At 37.4% G+C, this 17942-nt stretch carries 17 protein-coding genes and 2 tRNA genes; 17 read left to right on the forward strand and 2 right to left on the reverse strand.

The genetic code is table 11. From position 1 onward, the window contains the following. The first annotated feature begins 180 nt into the window (after positions 1-180). From D1B32_RS08070 to uvrC, 3 genes are all read left to right on the forward strand, one after another. The gene (locus tag D1B32_RS08070; RefSeq protein WP_095307245.1) at positions 181-1152 is read left to right on the forward strand and encodes an electron transfer flavoprotein subunit alpha/FixB family protein; all 972 of its coding nucleotides are present in this window, start codon (positions 181-183) and stop codon (positions 1150-1152) included. A 252-nt stretch (positions 1153-1404) separates the two neighbouring features. After that, positions 1405-1719 (forward strand): thioredoxin, encoded by a 315-nt coding sequence (gene trxA, locus D1B32_RS08075; RefSeq protein WP_095307243.1) that lies wholly within the window; start codon positions 1405-1407, stop codon positions 1717-1719. A 96-nt stretch (positions 1720-1815) separates the two neighbouring features. Further along, positions 1816-3594: an excinuclease ABC subunit UvrC gene (uvrC, locus tag D1B32_RS08080; RefSeq protein ID WP_118889148.1), complete on the forward strand. Its 1779-nt coding sequence runs from the start codon at positions 1816-1818 to the stop codon at positions 3592-3594. A gap of 86 nt (positions 3595-3680) precedes the next feature. Here uvrC and D1B32_RS08085 read toward each other — a convergent pair whose 3' ends face one another. Continuing rightward, positions 3681-4118, reverse strand: a complete 438-nt coding sequence (locus D1B32_RS08085) for a YslB family protein (RefSeq protein WP_095307241.1) — start codon at positions 4116-4118, stop codon at positions 3681-3683. 385 nt (positions 4119-4503) lie between these two features. Between D1B32_RS08085 and D1B32_RS08090 the strand changes: the two genes are divergently transcribed. The 4 genes from D1B32_RS08090 (at position 4504) to D1B32_RS08105 (ending at position 8872) form a co-directional block, all read left to right on the forward strand. Further along, positions 4504-5124, forward strand: coding sequence for a succinate dehydrogenase cytochrome b558 subunit (locus D1B32_RS08090; RefSeq protein WP_095307239.1), 621 nt, complete (start codon positions 4504-4506; stop codon positions 5122-5124). A gap of 41 nt (positions 5125-5165) precedes the next feature. Next, positions 5166-6917, forward strand: a complete 1752-nt coding sequence (sdhA, locus tag D1B32_RS08095) for a succinate dehydrogenase flavoprotein subunit (RefSeq protein WP_095307238.1) — start codon at positions 5166-5168, stop codon at positions 6915-6917. Positions 6918-6933: 16 nt separating this feature from the next. After that, positions 6934-7698 carry a succinate dehydrogenase iron-sulfur subunit gene (gene sdhB / locus D1B32_RS08100; protein ID WP_095307236.1) on the forward strand — a complete coding sequence of 255 codons (765 nt, stop codon included), beginning with the start codon at positions 6934-6936 and terminating at the stop codon, positions 7696-7698. Between the two features lie 706 nt (positions 7699-8404). Continuing rightward, positions 8405-8872: an acyl-CoA thioesterase gene (locus D1B32_RS08105; RefSeq protein ID WP_095307235.1), complete on the forward strand. Its 468-nt coding sequence runs from the start codon at positions 8405-8407 to the stop codon at positions 8870-8872. A gap of 59 nt (positions 8873-8931) precedes the next feature. Here the strand turns inward: D1B32_RS08105 and D1B32_RS08110 are convergent, their stop codons facing one another. Then, a complete protein-coding gene (locus D1B32_RS08110; RefSeq protein ID WP_118889070.1) occupies positions 8932-9156 on the reverse strand; it encodes a helix-turn-helix domain-containing protein in 225 nt (74 codons plus the stop codon). 457 nt (positions 9157-9613) lie between these two features. Here D1B32_RS08110 and D1B32_RS08115 point away from each other — a divergent pair, with 457 nt between their 5' ends. The 10 genes from D1B32_RS08115 (at position 9614) to D1B32_RS08160 (ending at position 17933) form a co-directional block, all read left to right on the forward strand. Next, complete coding sequence (locus D1B32_RS08115; RefSeq protein ID WP_187393141.1) at positions 9614-10030, forward strand: MarR family winged helix-turn-helix transcriptional regulator; 417 nt, start codon at positions 9614-9616, stop codon at positions 10028-10030. Between the two features lie 21 nt (positions 10031-10051). Beyond that, positions 10052-10876: a glutamate racemase gene (gene racE, locus D1B32_RS08120; RefSeq protein ID WP_095307232.1), complete on the forward strand. Its 825-nt coding sequence runs from the start codon at positions 10052-10054 to the stop codon at positions 10874-10876. A 166-nt stretch (positions 10877-11042) separates the two neighbouring features. Further along, positions 11043-12110 (forward strand): GerMN domain-containing protein, encoded by a 1068-nt coding sequence (locus tag D1B32_RS08125; protein ID WP_118889071.1) that lies wholly within the window; start codon positions 11043-11045, stop codon positions 12108-12110. Positions 12111-12295: 185 nt separating this feature from the next. After that, complete coding sequence (gene rph, locus D1B32_RS08130) at positions 12296-13051, forward strand: ribonuclease PH (RefSeq protein ID WP_095307229.1); 756 nt, start codon at positions 12296-12298, stop codon at positions 13049-13051. A gap of 13 nt (positions 13052-13064) precedes the next feature. Continuing rightward, entirely contained in the window at positions 13065-13658 is a 594-nt protein-coding gene (locus tag D1B32_RS08135; RefSeq protein WP_118889072.1) for an XTP/dITP diphosphatase, read from the forward strand. A 39-nt stretch (positions 13659-13697) separates the two neighbouring features. Then, complete coding sequence (locus D1B32_RS08140; RefSeq protein WP_095307224.1) at positions 13698-14207, forward strand: metallophosphoesterase; 510 nt, start codon at positions 13698-13700, stop codon at positions 14205-14207. 185 nt (positions 14208-14392) lie between these two features. Then, positions 14393-14466 (forward strand) — tRNA-Gly (locus D1B32_RS08145). Between the two features lie 10 nt (positions 14467-14476). Then, positions 14477-14550: transfer RNA gene (locus D1B32_RS08150), tRNA-Arg, on the forward strand. 354 nt (positions 14551-14904) lie between these two features. Next, positions 14905-15909, forward strand: coding sequence for a metal-binding protein ZinT (locus D1B32_RS08155; RefSeq protein WP_118889073.1), 1005 nt, complete (start codon positions 14905-14907; stop codon positions 15907-15909). Positions 15910-16952: 1043 nt separating this feature from the next. Next, positions 16953-17933 carry a tetratricopeptide repeat protein gene (locus D1B32_RS08160; protein WP_095307221.1) on the forward strand — a complete coding sequence of 327 codons (981 nt, stop codon included), beginning with the start codon at positions 16953-16955 and terminating at the stop codon, positions 17931-17933. Positions 17934-17942 lie beyond the last annotated feature (9 nt).

Consider the following 17942-nt stretch of genomic DNA (forward strand, 5'->3'; position numbering starts at 1 on the left):
GAGGTCTGCTAAATTTGAAACGTCATTGGACTGAGATTACTCAGCCCGATTTACACTGGACGTGATGACTTCGACGTTTAACAGGGACGTATCGGTTCTTAGTCGAAAATCTCTTGTGCCGATGTGTTAATTTACAGGACTTTTTGAACAACTTCCTTTAGGGATGAAAGGGGAAATGACATGAGTGATAAATATATAGTAATTAGTGAAGTGAGAGATGGAGAATTGCGTCATGTATCATTTGAAGCAATTGCGGCAGCGAAAGAAATTAATGCTGATGCTGAAATCGTTGGTGTAGTTGTTGGTGATGGAAGTTTGGAAAGTTTGGCAAAAGAACTTATTTATTATGGTGCAGATCGAGTAATAAGTGTTTCTCATGAAAAACTGAAAACGTATACATCTGAAGGCTATGGGCAGTCGATAATGGCAATTATTAATGATGAAAATCCAGCCGGTATCATTATGGGGCATACTTCGATTGGGAAGGATTTATCACCGAAATTAGCGAGCAAATTAGAGACAGGACTTATTTCAGATGCTGTTGCAATTGAAAAGGACGATGATCAGCCTGTATTTATTCGTCCAATTTATTCAGGGAAAGCTTTTGAAAAGAAGATTATTACAAACGGAATTACTTTTGTGACGATTCGACCGAATAATATTTCCGCATTAGAAAAAGATGAATCCCGTTCAGGAGATATAGAGACAAAAAACGTTGATATAGCAGATATCCGAACCATCGTAAAAGATGTCGTTCGTAAAGCTTCTAAGGGAGTAGACTTATCAGAAGCAAATGTAATTATTGCTGGCGGCCGGGGTGTTAAAAGCGAAGATGGATTTAAGCCATTATATGAGCTTGCAGAGGTGTTAGGTGGAGCAGTCGGTGCATCACGTGGGGCCTGTGATGCAGAGTATTGTGATTACGCTTTACAAATTGGGCAGACTGGAAAGGTTGTAACACCAGATCTCTATATTGCAGTTGGAATTTCAGGCGCTATCCAGCATCTAGCCGGGATGTCTAACTCCAAAGTAATTGTAGCAATTAACAAAGATCCAGAAGCAAATATCTTCAATATTGCTGACTATGGAATTGTTGGTGATCTATTTGAAGTTATTCCGTTACTGATTGAGGAATTTAAGAAAGTGAAATAATCAATTGGATCTGGTGATAATATTCATCAGGTCCCTATTTTTTATCACGTATTAAGAGGCTGTAATACCCCCCATTTCTATACGTAACGGAATCCAAAAATAGTGAAAGAGGGAGGAAACAATCCGTAAATCCCTAATGAATGAAGTTTCACGTTATAATATGAAGCAAACTATTAGGAAGTATATACATCAGGTGATATACTCATAATAAGATTTATTCAATCTTGAGTTTTTATTAGGAGGTATATAATAATGGCAATTAAAAATGTATCAGATCAGAACTTCGCACAAGAAACTTCTAAGGGGCTTGTTTTAGCTGACTTTTGGGCACCATGGTGTGGACCGTGTAAAATGATCGCTCCAGTTCTGGAAGAAATAGATGGAGAAATGGAAGAAAAAGTACAAATCGTTAAGCTTGATGTGGACGAAAACCAAGAGACTGCTGGTAAATTCGGTGTAATGAGTATCCCTACACTATTACTGTTCAAAGATGGCAACGTAGTGGACCAAGTAGTAGGTTTCCAACCAAAAGAAGCTTTAGTAGACTTAATTAACAAACACGCGTAAAACGTGTATAATGAAATTAGAACAAATCCCTTGTTACGAATGTGACAAGGGATTTGTTCTAAAGAAAAAGGGGATACTTAAAGGATTTGAATGCAGATGAATGAGACAATAAAGGGTAAATTGGCTATATTGCCAGCACAGCCGGGTTGTTATTTGATGAAGGATAGGAATGGAATCATTATTTATGTTGGAAAGTCAAAGATGTTGAAAAATCGTGTTCGCTCTTATTTCAGAGGTGCGAATGACCAGAAAACACAACGTCTTGTACAAGAAATAGAGGATTTTGAGTACTTTGTAACTTCTTCTGAGATCGAAGCACTTATACTAGAGATGAACTTGATTAAAAAATATGACCCAAAATATAATGTGATGCTAAAGGATGATAAATCTTATCCATATTTGAAAATCACATCGGAAAGACATCCGCGCTTGCTCATTACACGTAAAGTTAAAAAGGATAAAGGCAAGTATTTCGGACCGTATCCAAATGTTTTGGCAGCAAGAGAAACAAAGAAATTACTGGATCGACTTTATCCGTTAAGAAAATGTAATAACCCACCAGGACGCCCTTGTTTATATTATCATATGCACCAATGCAAGGCGTGCAGCGAGAACCCCCCGTCAAAAGAGGAATATCAGTCCATTGTTCAAGAAATTGCTTCCTTTCTGCAAGGGGGATATAAAGAAATTAAATCAAACATAATGGCGAAGATGTATGAGGCTAGTGAACAGCTTCAGTTTGAACGTGCAAAGGAACTGCGTGATCAAATTCAGCATATTGAAGTCGTAATGGAACAACAGAAAATGACAATGAATGATCAAGTTGATCGAGATGTTTTTGGATACAGCTATAACAAAGGCTGGATGTGCATTCAAGTATTTTTTGTGAGGCAAGGAAAGCTGCTTGAAAGAGATGTGACGATTTTCCCATTCTTTGATGAACATGAGGAGACCTTCATTAGCTTTGTTGGTAGATTTTATCTACATGAAAACCATTTAAAACCAAAGCAAATACTAGTGCCTATTGGTACACAAGATGAACTACTGCATAAGCTACTTGAAATCGACGTGCATACCCCATTGCGTGGAAGAAAAAAAGAATTGGTGCAGCTAGCTATGAAAAATGCAGAAATTGCGCTAGAGGAAAAATTTCTATTAATTGAACAGGATGAAGAAAGAACGATTCAGGCGGTTGAGAAGTTAGGGGAGAGACTTCACATTGAAACGCCGCGTCGTATTGAAGCTTTTGATAATTCCAATATTCAAGGGACAGATCCAGTATCAGCGATGATCGTGTTTGAAGATGGAAAACCAAATAAAAAAGCGTATCGCAAATATAAAATTAGAGATGTAAAAGGTCCAGACGATTATGAAACAATGCGAGAAGTAATCCGAAGAAGGTATACAAGAGTACTGAAAGAAAACCTGCCACTGCCCGATTTGGTGATTGTTGACGGTGGAAAGGGTCAAATGTCAGCAGCTCTGGATGTACTGGAAAATGAGCTTGGTCTTGATATACCGCTCGCAGGACTAGCTAAGGATGATAAGCATAAAACAAGTGAATTGCTTTACGGAGATCCTCCAATTATGGTACCGCTGGAACGTCAATCTCAGGAATTCTACCTTGTGCAGCGTATTCAAGATGAAGTGCACCGGTTTGCTATCACATTCCATCGCCAGCTTCGTGGTAAAAACTTATTCCAATCGGAGCTAGATAAAATACCTGGAGTTGGAGAGAAGCGAAGAAAGTTATTGCTAACGCATTTTAAATCGGTGAATGAAATTCGGAACGCGAAAATAATGGATATTACAAAACTTGGCATACCTAGCAACATAGCAGAAATCGTAATTAATCACTTGAATAAAGAAGATTAAAAGAAAGGCAGGAGCATGTTTCGTAAATGCTCCTGCCTTTCTTTTGTGGATCCACACAATGCTGGTAAAATTATATTTTATGTAGTCTAGTTTGTTATAAAAACAGAAAATTCAATTTGGTGAATACGTTTGTTAATCTCTTCCACACATTCGCACTCAATTCCTTCTACTTGTTGAATGGCTTCTGCCAAAAATCCAGCTTCAAAGCGAAAGTCCACATTGAAAGGTGCATTTAACCGTAAAACAACGGAGTCGGATAGTAAGTGGAATACAAATACTTTTTTATTTTGTTTCATGAGATCCAATGTTCCCCAGCCAAGCTTGTCGAACAAGTATACAATGTCATCAAGTGTCGTTATTTCAAACTTACGTGCGAGATTTCTTCCCATAAAATATAGTATTGGTTCTGTATCTTGTCCAAGTAAATCAGGTAAGCTTACATATCTTAGGATGTCGTAGCCAGCCCCTGGTGTGTTTAATTCTTCAAGATGTGACAAATTTAATGGTTGATGCTTGTTTGACATCCTTTTCATCCTTTCCAACAAATCCAAAATAGTTTCCTTTCTCACATAAAGTACGATCAGAAGAACTACTCATATTATCTATTTAAATTGATAAAAAAACAAGTCATGTCATTCATTTTTTTCTTATTCTCAATTAAAAAAACAAGGATCTTTCCTTTGTTTTATTAAGGATATGTAAACTTATTTAACTAGAAGTCTGGGTTTCTATTCTATTCTAATTGAGAATCTAGTTTTCTTGACGCTTTTTGTAGTTAGAAGTACAATAAATGTGTTACGAATTTGTGCTATTTTATAAAGTCTGCCTTTTTCAAATAAAAGCGCTTCATTACTTTGTGGATAGCTACATATTATCTTATATTATTGAACGAGACTAAGGGGGGTAAACATGGCAGAGCATCGTGAGTTTTTTTACAGAAGATTGCATTCGTTATTAGGTGTTGTTCCAATCGGCCTTTTTATGGTTCAGCATTTAGTAATCAATCATTTTGCTGTGTATGGAGAAGAGAGTTTTAATCGGGCAGCAGGATTTATGGCAGGGCTTCCATTTGTATTGCTTTTGGAGATATTTGTCATTTATCTACCAATTTTGTTTCACGCAATCTTAGGGGTATATATTGTTTTTGTTGCACGAAACAATACGAGAACTTATGGCTTCTTCCGTAACTGGATGTTTAGGCTACAGCGAATCACTGGTATTGTAACACTTGTTTTCATTGCATGGCATGTATGGGAAACACGAGTGCAAATCGGCTTAGGTAATGTAGACCTTGATTACAGCTTGATGGAAGGGATTTTAACAAATCCATTCATGTTTTGGTTCTACGTTATTGGTGTAGTTTCCGCAGTATTTCACTTTGCTAATGGTTTATGGAGCTTTTTGGTTACATGGGGCATTACGCAGTCACCAAAATCGCAGAAGATTGCTACATATGCAGTAATTGTTGTCTTTTTTGCAATCAGCTATCTCGGTGTTAGAACATTGATTCAATTTGCGTACGGAGTTTAATAGAACAACCTCTAGAAAGAGAATAGGAGTGAGCTAACAAAATGAATAATCGTAAAGTCGCTGTTGTCGGCGGTGGATTAGCTGGATTAATGGCTACCATAAAAGCAGCCGAGGCAGGCGTAAAAGTAGATGTATTTTCTATCGTTCCTGTTAAACGCTCTCACTCTGTGTGTGCTCAAGGTGGTATTAATGGCGCTGTTAATACGAAGGGAGAAGGAGATTCTCCGATGATCCACTTTGACGACAGTATTTATGGTGGGGATTTTCTAGCAAACCAGCCACCAGTAAAAGCAATGTGTGAGGCAGCACCTGGAATTATACATATGCTCGATCGTATGGGAGTTATGTTTAATCGTACACCAGAGGGGTTACTAGATTTTAGACGATTCGGTGGTACACAGCATCACAGAACAGCATATGCAGGTGCAACAACAGGGCAGCAGTTATTATATGCGCTTGATGAGCAAGTTCGTCGCTTTGAAGTAGAAGGCCTTGTAACGAAATACGAAGGCTGGGAGTTCGTAAAAGCAATACTTGATGAGAATGGTGTAAGTAGAGGGCTAGTTGCTCAGGATATTAAGACACATGAAATTAAAGCGTTTCGGTCGGATGCAACGATTTTTGCTACTGGGGGACCAGGAATTATCTTTGGTAAATCAACAAATTCCATGATTAATACAGGATCTGCAGCAAGTATTTTATATCAACAAGGAGCTAAATATGCAAATGGTGAATTTATTCAAATTCATCCGACTGCAATACCTGGTGATGATAAGCTTCGCTTGATGAGTGAATCTGCCCGTGGTGAAGGTGGTCGAGTTTGGACATATAAAGATGGTGAACCATGGTATTTCCTTGAAGAAAAATATCCAGCATATGGAAACCTTGTGCCAAGAGATATTGCAACACGTGAAATATTTGATGTATGTGTAAACCAAAAACTCGGTATTAATGGCGAAAATATGGTTTATTTGGATTTATCGCATAAGGATCCAAAAGAATTGGATATTAAACTAGGCGGAATTATTGAAATCTATGAGAAGTTTGTTGGAGAGGATCCACGTAAAGTACCGATGAAAATCTTCCCAGCAGTTCATTATTCTATGGGTGGTTTATGGGTTGACTATGATCAAATGACAAGTATTCCAGGAATATTCGCTGCAGGAGAATGTGATTATTCACAGCACGGTGGAAACCGACTTGGAGCAAACTCCCTCTTGTCTGCTATCTTCGGGGGAATGGTTGCTGGACCGAAGTCAATCGAATATATTGATAAACTTGATGTCCATGTCGATGATTTATCTGAAGAAATGTATGCTTCCTATGAAAGTGAAGAAAAAGCTAATTTTGAAGAGCTTATGAATATGGAAGGTACAGAAAATGCTTATCAAATTCATAAGGAACTCGGTGAATTGATGACAGATAATGTAACAGTAGTTCGGGAAAATGCAAAGCTCGAGAAAACTGACGAGAAAATAAAAGAGCTGCTCAAGCGCTGGAATAATATTAATATCAATGATACATCTCGTTGGAGTAACCAGGGCGTTATGTTTACACGTCAGTTGAAACATATGCTTCATCTTGCTCGTGTTATTACGATCGGTGCTTTAAATCGTAATGAGAGTCGTGGTGCACACTACAAGCCGGAATTTCCGGAACGTAATGATGAGGAATGGCTAAAAACAACAATTGCTGAATTTAACGCAGAGACCAAGTCACCGGAATTCAGCTACGAGGAAGTCGATGTATCGTTGATTAAACCTCGTAAACGTGACTACACTACAAAACACTAAGGGGGAGTAAGTAGTAATGGCTGAACAAAGTACAGTTACATTTATTATAACTAGACAAGACGGCCCGGATTCTGCTCCTTATGAGGAAACGTTTGAAATACCTTACCGGAAAAATATGAACGTTATATCCGGACTCATGGAGATAAGACAAAATCCAGTGAACGCAAAAGGGGAAAAATCAACGCCTGTTATGTGGGATATGAACTGTCTGGAAGAAGTTTGCGGGGCATGTTCCATGGTTATCAATGGAACGGCCAGGCAATCGTGTGCAGCTTTAGTGGATCAGCTCGAACAACCGATTCGTCTCGAGCCGATGTCAACATTCCCAGTTATTCGTGATTTGATTGTTGACCGGGAACGGATGTTTGATGCACTAAAACAAGTAAAAGCTTGGATTCCAATTGATGGTACACATGATTTAGGTCCTGGACCAAGAATGCCTGAAAAGAAACGCCAATGGGCTTATGAGCTTTCTAAATGTATGACGTGTGGGGTTTGCTTAGAGGCTTGCCCGAATGTTAATGACAAATCAAATTTCATTGGGCCTGCTGCAATCTCTCAAGCTCGCTTATTCAATGCGCACCCAACTGGTGAAATGAATCAAAGTGATCGTTTGAATGGATTAATGGAGGATGGCGGTATTGACGGCTGTGGAAACTCACAAAACTGTGTACAGGTTTGTCCAAAAGGTATTCCATTAACAACATCTATTGCAGCAATGAACCGTGCGACAAACATTCAAGCGTTCAAAAATTTCTTTGGAAGTGACAACGCACATTAATTACTAGGTTGATAGATTATAAATGACCCTCTCCGTATTGGTGGTGAGGGTCATTTGTTTAACCACGCGGATTTGACTCTAGGTAAATTTAGATGACAAGACTTTTTTACGTGTATGTTGCAGCGCAATTGAAAGAAACTCCAAACTAATGATTATTTGCTTAATCTCTGGAACAATCGCCGTCCGGGATCGCTCCGGGCGGATGCTATCCGTGGGCATGGCTTCAGCCTCTTCGGAAGAAAACCACGTCCTGCGAGACTTCAGACACGTGCTGTTCCCACACAGGACAAGGAATGCTTCGACAGCTTTTACATCGCACGAATAAAATTGGTTTTTATTATCGAGGAGTCACCGCCCTGCGCTCACCTGGACTGGTAGCGCATCGATATCGTATTTATTAATTCCACAAGTAATAATTGGTGAGCATATACTAGCGGAGGAAATATACGTAGACTCCTGTGGGAAGAAGAGCATCGGTGAGACTACGCAGTGCGGCAGCACAAGGAGGCTCACCAGCTCCCCTTTGGATGCGCGAATTATATTTCCGGAGCGGGTAGACGCACAATCCATTTAAATACACTAATCCATAGTTTATATCAATTTGTAACTAAAAATATGTGTAAGTTAAGTAACTACCTACTCAATCTAGTTTATTCTACTTATGTGTATATAGAATTTTGATAGTAACCAGCTTGGAGGGGATCGTATGAAATCGGTTAATTATATTGATAATATGGATCAATGGCGTTCTGAATTTAGCTTTTTTACACCTATAAAAGTACGTTTTTCAGAAACGGATATGTATGGACATGTAAATAATGTTTCAGCATTTATTTATTTTGAAGAAGCGCGAGTCGACTATCTTAATTCGCTGGGTATTTTTAACAATCTCAAGAGCGAAGAAGAGGCAATTATAGTAGCAGATTTGCAATGTGATTACTTGCAGCAAATGTACTTCGATGAGCGTCTTAAAATGTATGTAAAAGTAGCAACGATTGGAAATACTTCGTTCGATGTACATTACATGGCTGTAAAAGACAACGAAGAAATTGCTCTAACTGGACGAGGACGAATCGTTTACATTAATCCGCAGAAAGGTCGTCCCACTCCAATGCCTGACGAAATGAAAAAGCTTTTAGGTGAATGTCCTAGTTGCGCTTATGCAAATAAGTAAGTTTTCTTTCTTATTTGCCAAACAAAATCGACTCCCCTGTAAAAGGGAAGTCGATTTTTTCAAAGCTTTAATTCCCCCATGCGAAGAAGTTCAACTACGGCTTGAGACCGCCCCTTAACTCCCAGTTTCTGCATAGCATTTGAAATATGGTTCCGGACAGTTTTTTCGGAAATAAACAATTCTTGTGCTATTTCTTTTGTTGTCTTATCCTGCACTAATAGTTCAAACACTTCTTTTTCGCGTTTGGTCAGTAATTGCTTCGGTTTATACTTGTTGTCCTTCAAATGTTACCCCCTCCTTGCTCTATAGAGCTACAGTTATGAAGGGAAATTATTTAGTCAATAATAGCTTATGAAGACCGTCAGAATCGGTGCGTACATTTAATGGAAATATCGAATTAAAATATAATGACCGGTTTTAAACAATTAAAGGCGAAAAAAGATAACGTTACCATATATATGCTTTTTTATTGAAAAAGTAATGATTAGTTCCCAATTTAGCGGATATCGTTTAATATATAATAAAGTAATCCATAAAAAGTGTTTTTTTGATTAACTGACGGTTTCTTGGACAAGTAGGGATTTTCCTATGATAGGCAAAATTATTTCGTTTTGAATATACTATGCAAAGAATATATCCCTTATTTAGGGACATCATGTGATAAACTATTCGTTAAGGAAAAATCTAGGGGGTAAAACTTTGGAAAAAGAAGTATTAGAACCAGCTGAATCGATAAAAAAAATGGAGAAGCAGCTCCGTTATATATCTGGAATGATCAAACAGAATGGTCGAAAAATCTTAAATAATTATCCAATCACATCACCACAATTCGTTGCTTTGCAATGGCTGTTAGAAGAAGGTGATTTAACGATTGGAGAGCTATCCAACAAGATTAGTCTAGCCTTTAGTACAACGACAGATTTGGTTGATCGCATGGAGAAAAATGAACTTGTTGAAAGGGTACGTGATACTAACGATAGAAGGGTAGTTCGAATACATTTATTAGAAAAAGGGAAAACAATTATTCGTGAAGTAATTCTGGAAAGGCAGGATTATTTAGGCAAAGTTCTCAATAAATTCAGCGAAGATGAGAAACATTCACTAAATCAATTGTTAGATTTCCTCTATCAGGAAATGAAAATAGTGAATGAGAAATAACAACAAAGAGGAGAAACAATTTTGGATAGAGCAATTGGTGTAATCGACTCGGGAGTTGGTGGCTTAACAGTAGTTCATGAACTCATGCGTCAGCTGCCAAAGGAGAAGTTAATTTATTTAGGGGATACGGCAAGATGCCCATATGGGCCAAGGTCTGAAAAGGAAGTAAAGCAATTCACTTGGGAAATGGTAGAATTTTTATTAACAAAAAATATTAAAATGCTGGTAATTGCATGTAATACAGCAACGGCATTTACATTGAAAGACCTTAAGGAAAAATTGGATATTCCTGTTATTGGTGTGATTAAGCCTGGTGCAAGGGCAGCAATTAAATTTACAGAAAATAATCAAGTCGGGATTATCGGAACGGAAGGCACTGTAAAAAGTGGTGCATATGAGCTAGCTTTAAAGAAAATTAAATCTGATATTCATGTAACTGCACTAGCCTGCCCTTTATTTGTCCCGATGGTAGAAAAAGGAGTTCTTGCAGGGAACCAGGCAAGAGAAGTGGTGGAAGAATCACTGGTTCCACTAAAACATGGTAAAGAAATGGATGTATTGATTTTAGGGTGTACCCATTACCCACTATTAAAAAATACGATACAAGAAGTGATTGGAAATCATGTAACCGTTATTTCTTCAAGTGAAGAGACTGCTAGAGAAACAAGTACCATTTTAGATGTTCATCATTTGTTGAATAAAGATGAACAATCACCTGTTCATCAATTTTATGCAACTGGTGACTTGGAAATTTTTATCGAAATTTCGAAAAGTATTTTTAAGGATTCAAACTTCCAAATGCTTACAATCAAAAAAGCGAACCTTAGTAAAAATCAGGTATTCTGAAAAAATCAGAGCCTGATTTTTTTTTTGAAGAAGAAAATATCATATTTTCATTTGTGTAGAATGCGATTTGTCATCTACCCGAATATATTTTTTCTGTTATTGATTGGTCTATTTTCGTTGAGGGCTCGTATATATAATAGTACAAACCATCGTAGGAGGTAATGGCATGCATAAGCGAGCAAAGCTTTTGATTGGTACGATTAGTATTTCGGTGATTCTATCTGGCTGTTTTCAGGGAGAACAATCGATGGAAGAGATGGACCCACCTCCGAATGCTGAGGCAGTTGATAATTTGGAAAATATATCTGAGGAAGACGTTATGAATGAAGAAAATGCTGAAGGAGAAGTCGATCCGGAAGAAACAGTTGCAAGACATTTATTTTTAATTGATGCAAATGGAATGGTGGCACCTCAAACAATTGAATTGCCAAACACAAAACAAGTTGCTACCCAGGTGGTTGAATACCTTGTTAAAGGTGGTCCCGTGACCGAGATGTTACCGAATGGTTTTCAAGCTGTGTTACCTGAGGGAACAGAGGTGCTGGGGATAAATCTTCAAGAAGATGGCACAATGATTGTAGATGTTTCAGAAGAATTTAAGGCATATGAGGCAGCGGATGAGCTGAAAATATTAGAATCAATTACCCACACATTGACACAATTTGAAAATGTATCAAAAGTGAAGCTTTGGATAAACGGACATCCACAAACAGAAATGCCAGTAAACGGTACGCCAATTGGTGAAGGATATTCGCGGACAAATGGTATTAACATTGCAGACACAGACACATTAGATTTACTTGAAAGCAGAGCTGTTACAATGTACTATCCTTCAGAACATGGCGAGAATCGCTATTACGTACCAGTCACACAACATATCGAAGTAACGGAGGAAAATGAATATAGCTCGATCGTTCAAGCGCTTATTGATGGACCAGGATATAAGACAAATGTTGTTCATGTTTTTAACCCGGATACACTATTAACAAATTCGCCTGATTTAAATGATGGTATACTCGAGCTTGTTTTTAGCAAAGATATTTTACAGGATTCGGAACAAGCTGTAATTGCTGATGAAGTAATGGAAACGTTGGTAAGGACATTAACAGAACAGGAGAACGTCGAGGCAGTTGATGTGAAAGTGGAAGATGTGGACCAGCTCGTTAATGAAAATGGTGAAGAGTATACGGAACCAGTAACTAAGCAAGCATTTACTCCAACAGAGAAACTTTAATCGAAAGAGGCTGCAACTTTTGCAAGCCTCTTTCTTAAATGATGGGAGATTTTTAGCTTCAACATGCAAAAAGCTGAAGCTTACACATGTTTTATGATTCAATAAGAGTAAGTAATATTAAGTGTATCAACGTGTTGCTTTTGCAAAAAATATGATAAGCTATTGTTGTAAGAGGAGGAATATTTATGAGAAATGATCAACGAGAAGTGAATAATTTAAGGCCAATAAAGATTACGAAAAACTATATTAGTCATCCTGAGGGTTCTGTCTTAATAGAGGTTGGAAATACGAAGGTAATTTGTAATGCCAGTATTGAAGACCGTGTTCCTCCGTTTATGCGAGGACAAGGTAAAGGATGGATTACTGCAGAATATGCGATGCTGCCGCGAGCAACTGCCCAACGTAATATTCGTGAATCTTCAAAAGGGAAGGTAAGCGGAAGAACGATGGAAATCCAACGATTAATTGGTCGAGCGTTACGTGCAGTTGTGGATTTAGATAAAATTGGTGAACGAACAGTATGGGTAGACTGTGATGTTATTCAAGCAGATGGAGGTACACGAACGGCATCGATTACAGGAGCATTTATTGCAGTTGTGCTTGCTTTTGGAAAGCTTCTGGAAACAAAAGCAATCTCAAAAATGCCAGTACGTGACTACTTAGCAGCAATTTCTGTAGGGGTCTTACCGGATGGTAAGGAAATATTAGATTTAAATTATGAGGAAGATTTCCAAGCACATGTTGATATGAATATTGTTATGACTGGCTCTGGTGAATTTGTAGAGATCCAAGGAACTGGAGAGGAAGCAACTTTTTCAAATAAGCAGTTACAGGCGATGCTAGGACTTGCTGAAGAAGGGCTCCAGCAAATCGTTGAAGTTCAGAAAGAACTAATTGGTAATTTAGCAGATCGTATAGGAGAAACAAATCCTGCAAAATAATAGGAGATCAATGATGAAACAAATTATAATTGCGACAAAAAACCAAGGAAAAGCAATAGAATTCAAGGATTTTTTTGCTAAGAAATCAATCGAAGCATTATCATTACTTGATTTAGACCAATCGACCCCAGATGTGGAGGAAACGGGATCAACTTTTGAGGAGAATGCTGCCTTAAAAGCGGAGCAAATTGCTACACTATTAGACATACCAGTACTTGCTGATGATTCGGGTTTAATGATTGATGCACTGGATGGGCGTCCTGGTCTTTTTTCTGCCAGATATGCTGGAGAGCCGAAAGACGACAAGGCAAACATTAATAAAGTTCTAGAAGAATTGAAAGAAGTAAGTGAAGACAAACGCACTGCGCGGTTTATTTGTGTGTTAGCTGTTGCTATTCCTGGTGAAGCAACAACCTTCCGGACCGGATATTGTGAAGGCAAAATAACCTTTTCGGAAAAGGGAGAAAATGGCTTTGGGTATGACCCGATTTTCATACCAGATGGATATGAAGTAACAATGGCAGAATTGAATCCGGAAGTGAAAAATCAAATCAGTCACCGTAGAAATGCGATTATTCAGTTGGAAAAATGGATACATACGTTATAAGTAGTTTTATATGCTTGCCTTTAAACTGGAGGTGATGATTTGGCAGAAGTATTAATTTTAAGTGATAGCCATGGTTTGACAAATGAAGTTGTTGCTATAAAAGAAAGACACGATGTGAAATGGTTAATTCATTGTGGTGACTCAGAGCTGGAATTTGATTCAGAGGAACTGCAAGGATTTTACCGAGTGGGCGGTAATTGCGATTTCGATGTTCGGTACCCAGATGAACAAACAATTGAGCTTGATGGCTTAACTTTTTATATTACACATGGACATCTATATGATGTGAAAATGAACCTTATTCGTTTATCGTACCGAGCGGAAGAAGAGAGAGCGCAAGTAGTTTGCTTTGGTCATTCACATATCGCTGGAGCAGAACAAGTTGATCATAAGCTTTTTATCAATCCAGGAAGTGTCCGATTACCTAAAAATAGAATGGAAAAAACGTATGCCATTATGCAATGGGATGACCCTTCTGATATAACAATTCATTTTTATAATTTAGATGGGGAACATGTGGAAGATTTAAAACAAAGTGCATCATTATAAAATTATTTTCAGGAAGTGTCTAGACACTTCCTGAAATTTTTAGGTGGAAAGTGTTGACAAAAGATTGATTCCTGCCTATAATAATTCTTGTCCGCTAAAAACAGCGAGAACAATCTATATTATTTTACATATACAGTTAAGTAGTGCATACTTTCACAACATATTCATACTTACAGAAAAAAGATGCGGGTGTAGTTTAGTGGTAAAACCTCAGCCTTCCAAGCTGATGATGAGGGTTCGATTCCCTTCACCCGCTCCAAAACATAATTGTCCCAGTAGCTCAGCTGGATAGAGCAACAGCCTTCTAAGCTGTGGGTCGCAGGTTCGAATCCTGCCTGGGACGCTTCTTAAAAGCCTTGTAAACATTTGTTTACAAGGCTTTTTTTATTTTAAAAATTGCATAGAGAACAGTTTAAGCTACTGATTAGGTATCAATTAATATCTCCCGTAAATAATTAACGACTTTCCTATACTAAAACTTAAAAAGCAGCATTGTTCATTCTCTATCATCAGTAATATTAACTTCAACGTTTTGCTGAGAATCTACTAGATTCAATCTTCTTATCTAATAAATATTTCAATTATATTTAAATATTTATATTGACGCACCTCAATCGAACTGTGTATAATCTAAATCGTAAACATTACGAATAGTAATGATTACGAATAAGTTAAGTTGAAAAGGAGCGTGTTAGGAATGAGAACTTCATTTTCAAAAGGGTTAGGTATACTAACACTCAGTCTACTAGTATTGGTTGGTTGTCAGGAAGCTGAACCGCAAGAAGGAGTTGCAGAAGGGCATATGGATACATCCTCAAGTGCATTGCATGATCATAACAGCAGTAACGATCATCAAGTAGCCGAGGATGTTGACGTCCAGGGGGTAGCAGATCATTATCATACAGGTGATATTGTTAAATTAACAGCTGTATTTGAAGAAGAAAGCGAGTCTGATCATTGGCATTGGTACATAAGAGATAATCAGGATGCTGAATGGAATCTTATCACAGAACAAAAAGGCAGCAGTTTTAAAGGCGAGGCAAATCGTAATGGTCAGCAGATAAAGGCAGTTCTATATAATGATGAACATGAAGCCTATGTACAATCAGTACCGATAGAAATTGTCATTGATGACCATGATAGTCATAGTCATCATCCACATGATGAACAAATCTACAATGGCTATTTTGAAGACAGCCAAGTTAAAGATCGAGAACTCTCTGATTGGGAAGGAGACTGGCAATCTGTATATCCATATCTAAAAGATGGTACATTAGATGAAGTGTTTACTTATAAATCAGAACATAATGGAGATAGAACTGCTGAAGAATATAAGCAATATTACGCACAAGGATACGAAACAGATGTTGATCGTATCATCATAGAAGAGGATACTGTAACATTCTTAAAAAGTGACAAAGAGTTAACAGGTGAATATGCTTACGATGGTTATGAGATTTTAACATATGAAGCAGGAAATAGAGGGGTTCGATATATTTTTAAATTAGCAGAAGATAGTGATGAGCTCCCTCAATTCATCCAATTCAGTGATCATAATATTTATCCAACAGATGCTGGACACTATCATCTGTATTGGGGAAATGATCGTGAAGCATTATTAGATGAAGTAGAAAACTGGCCCACTTACTATCCAAAAGATATGGATGGAGCTAGTATCGTGCACGAAATGATTGCGCATTAGAGGATAAAATGGAATAGAAGGATTGGTGCGTTGAATTGGAATTATACGCACCAATCCTTATTTAGTTTTATAGTTCCCGTATTAATTTAACTCCCATACCCAGTAAAATGTTCATTTATACCAGACGGTTTGTACAATCAAACAACTCCATATAGCAATATATTATTAGTATGGCCGGCCGATTTATACGTTATGAGGGAGGGAAAAGTATGTGTTTTTTCGATAATTTCTTTTTCGGAGATGTAAGAGGTCGCAGAGATCGTGACCGTAATCGTTCAAGATTTGTTTGCGAATGCCGAGAATTGAGGGGAGATCGTGATCGGAACCGTGACAGGGACCGTGATAGACGAGATGGATGCAGGCGCAATAGCCGTAGACGTTCTCGAAGATGTGGAGGATTTTAGAATCCTATCGTTATAAACGTTAGACCATACTTTCTTCACATTTGGATATTGTATAGAGCAAAACAGTCAACCCCCACATCTCTTAATGTATTTGATCGAACCCTCGCCAAATTCGGCGGGGGACTTTTACTAAAATTTATTCAAAAAGTGCTACTTCGTACGTATATACTTTTTCTGAATTTTTTCCGTATGATATAATATAAGTAAAGATAAAAGTTGAGGAATTTGAAGATGGACTAAATCTATAGTGTCTATAGGTTCAAAAAGTACGAATCGATTTTAATAACGATCCCTCTTTCACAATACGCGCCGTTTCGACGAGCTCCTATAGAACAACAATGGTTATTCCACCTCAAACCTTTTCTTTGAAAATTGCAATCATTCACATATTCATTTATACTTAAATGAGTAAAATTATTAAGCTTCGGAGCTGATTTTTTAAAAATCGAGTATAATAGTAGCGCTTACAATTGGGCGTCTAGAGTTTTATTGCTTAATTAAAATGCTGCTAAAGAGAAACCTATCATTGCAATTAGGTTTCTCTTTCTATATTGTTGTGTTTAATTTCTTTCAGTTTGGGTATTTATACAAATTAAAGAAATTCATATACTATATACTATAGAGAAAAGAGGTGAATCAATGAGTTCGAGATCAGAAAATGTAATACTCTTTCCGAAGCTCCAGAAAAGACTTGAGGAAGAAAGTTTATTTGCTTTACAAGAGAAACGCTATGAAGAGGCTTTAAGTAAGCTAAATCTTCTGTTAAGCTACCATATCGATAATCACGAAATTCTAATCGGAAAGCTAATTTGTCTAATGGAGCTAGGTCGAACAGCGGAAGCACAAGATCTATGCGAAGAATTGCTTCAATTCAGGAATGAAGATTATTATCACTATGTACATATTTACTTAACGATCCTTTTTCAGACGAATCAATATGATTTGTTAATGGAGCAGGTAGAATATGAATTTGAGAGTGGCGAGATTCCTGATTTGCTTGAGGAGCAATTTAGGCAGTTGTACGATATGAGTGAAAAAATGAAAATGGATTTAGCAGTAGAGAATAAAGGATCTATCATAGAAGAATTGTATGAAGCTATTAATCAGGATAATCATTTAGAACAATGGCGTATTGTAGATCGAATGCGGACTATGAAAGTGCAGCCTGATCGGGATGTTTCATTACTTTTAACAAATGAACATGTTCATCCTGTAATTAAAACGTCTCTTCTAATATGGTTGAAGGAAAATAATGTATCTGACGAAATAGAAATACATAAATTTAGTTTAAGCATGGGTATAGTACCTTTTGATTTAGAAGACATGAAGGACAATGACATCTATAACAAAATCCTATTTATTTTACGGGATATGGAGCAGGAAAACCCGACACTTTTTCAATTATTGAAGCAGCTTCTCTACCGCTATGTTTATGTTATTTACCCGTTTATGCCGCCCTTTGAAGAAGTTGACGAAATTGCAGAAGCGATTAAGAAAATAGGAAAGCAGTATTTACATATACCTACAAATAGTGACGAAGAAGTATCAGAAGCAATAGCACGAATTATGAAAGAGATTAGTATGTGTGATTCTTTATACTTAAGTATAATCGAAGAATAGATTAACGAA

This window comes from Oceanobacillus profundus (assembly GCF_003515705.1).
Lineage (GTDB): Bacteria > Bacillota > Bacilli > Bacillales > Amphibacillaceae > Oceanobacillus > Oceanobacillus profundus.

Bases quoted from the DNA above. Each gene is read 5' to 3' on its own strand.
- D1B32_RS08160 (WP_095307221.1), top strand. From the start codon at position 16,953: ATGAGTTCGAGATCAGAAAATGTAATACTCTTTCCGAAGCTCCAGAAA.
- D1B32_RS08135 (WP_118889072.1), top strand. From the start codon at position 13,065: ATGAAACAAATTATAATTGCGACAAAAAACCAAGGAAAAGCAATAGAA.
- D1B32_RS08085 (WP_095307241.1), bottom strand. From the start codon at position 4,118: ATGTCAAACAAGCATCAACCATTAAATTTGTCACATCTTGAAGAATTA.
- D1B32_RS08070 (WP_095307245.1), top strand. From the start codon at position 181: ATGAGTGATAAATATATAGTAATTAGTGAAGTGAGAGATGGAGAATTG.
- trxA (WP_095307243.1), top strand. From the start codon at position 1,405: ATGGCAATTAAAAATGTATCAGATCAGAACTTCGCACAAGAAACTTCT.
- D1B32_RS08090 (WP_095307239.1), top strand. From the start codon at position 4,504: ATGGCAGAGCATCGTGAGTTTTTTTACAGAAGATTGCATTCGTTATTA.
- rph (WP_095307229.1), top strand. From the start codon at position 12,296: ATGAGAAATGATCAACGAGAAGTGAATAATTTAAGGCCAATAAAGATT.
- sdhB (WP_095307236.1), top strand. From the start codon at position 6,934: ATGGCTGAACAAAGTACAGTTACATTTATTATAACTAGACAAGACGGC.
- D1B32_RS08115 (WP_187393141.1), top strand. From the start codon at position 9,614: ATGGAGAAGCAGCTCCGTTATATATCTGGAATGATCAAACAGAATGGT.
- D1B32_RS08125 (WP_118889071.1), top strand. From the start codon at position 11,043: ATGCATAAGCGAGCAAAGCTTTTGATTGGTACGATTAGTATTTCGGTG.
- D1B32_RS08155 (WP_118889073.1), top strand. From the start codon at position 14,905: ATGAGAACTTCATTTTCAAAAGGGTTAGGTATACTAACACTCAGTCTA.
- sdhA (WP_095307238.1), top strand. From the start codon at position 5,166: ATGAATAATCGTAAAGTCGCTGTTGTCGGCGGTGGATTAGCTGGATTA.
- D1B32_RS08105 (WP_095307235.1), top strand. From the start codon at position 8,405: ATGAAATCGGTTAATTATATTGATAATATGGATCAATGGCGTTCTGAA.
- uvrC (WP_118889148.1), top strand. From the start codon at position 1,816: ATGAATGAGACAATAAAGGGTAAATTGGCTATATTGCCAGCACAGCCG.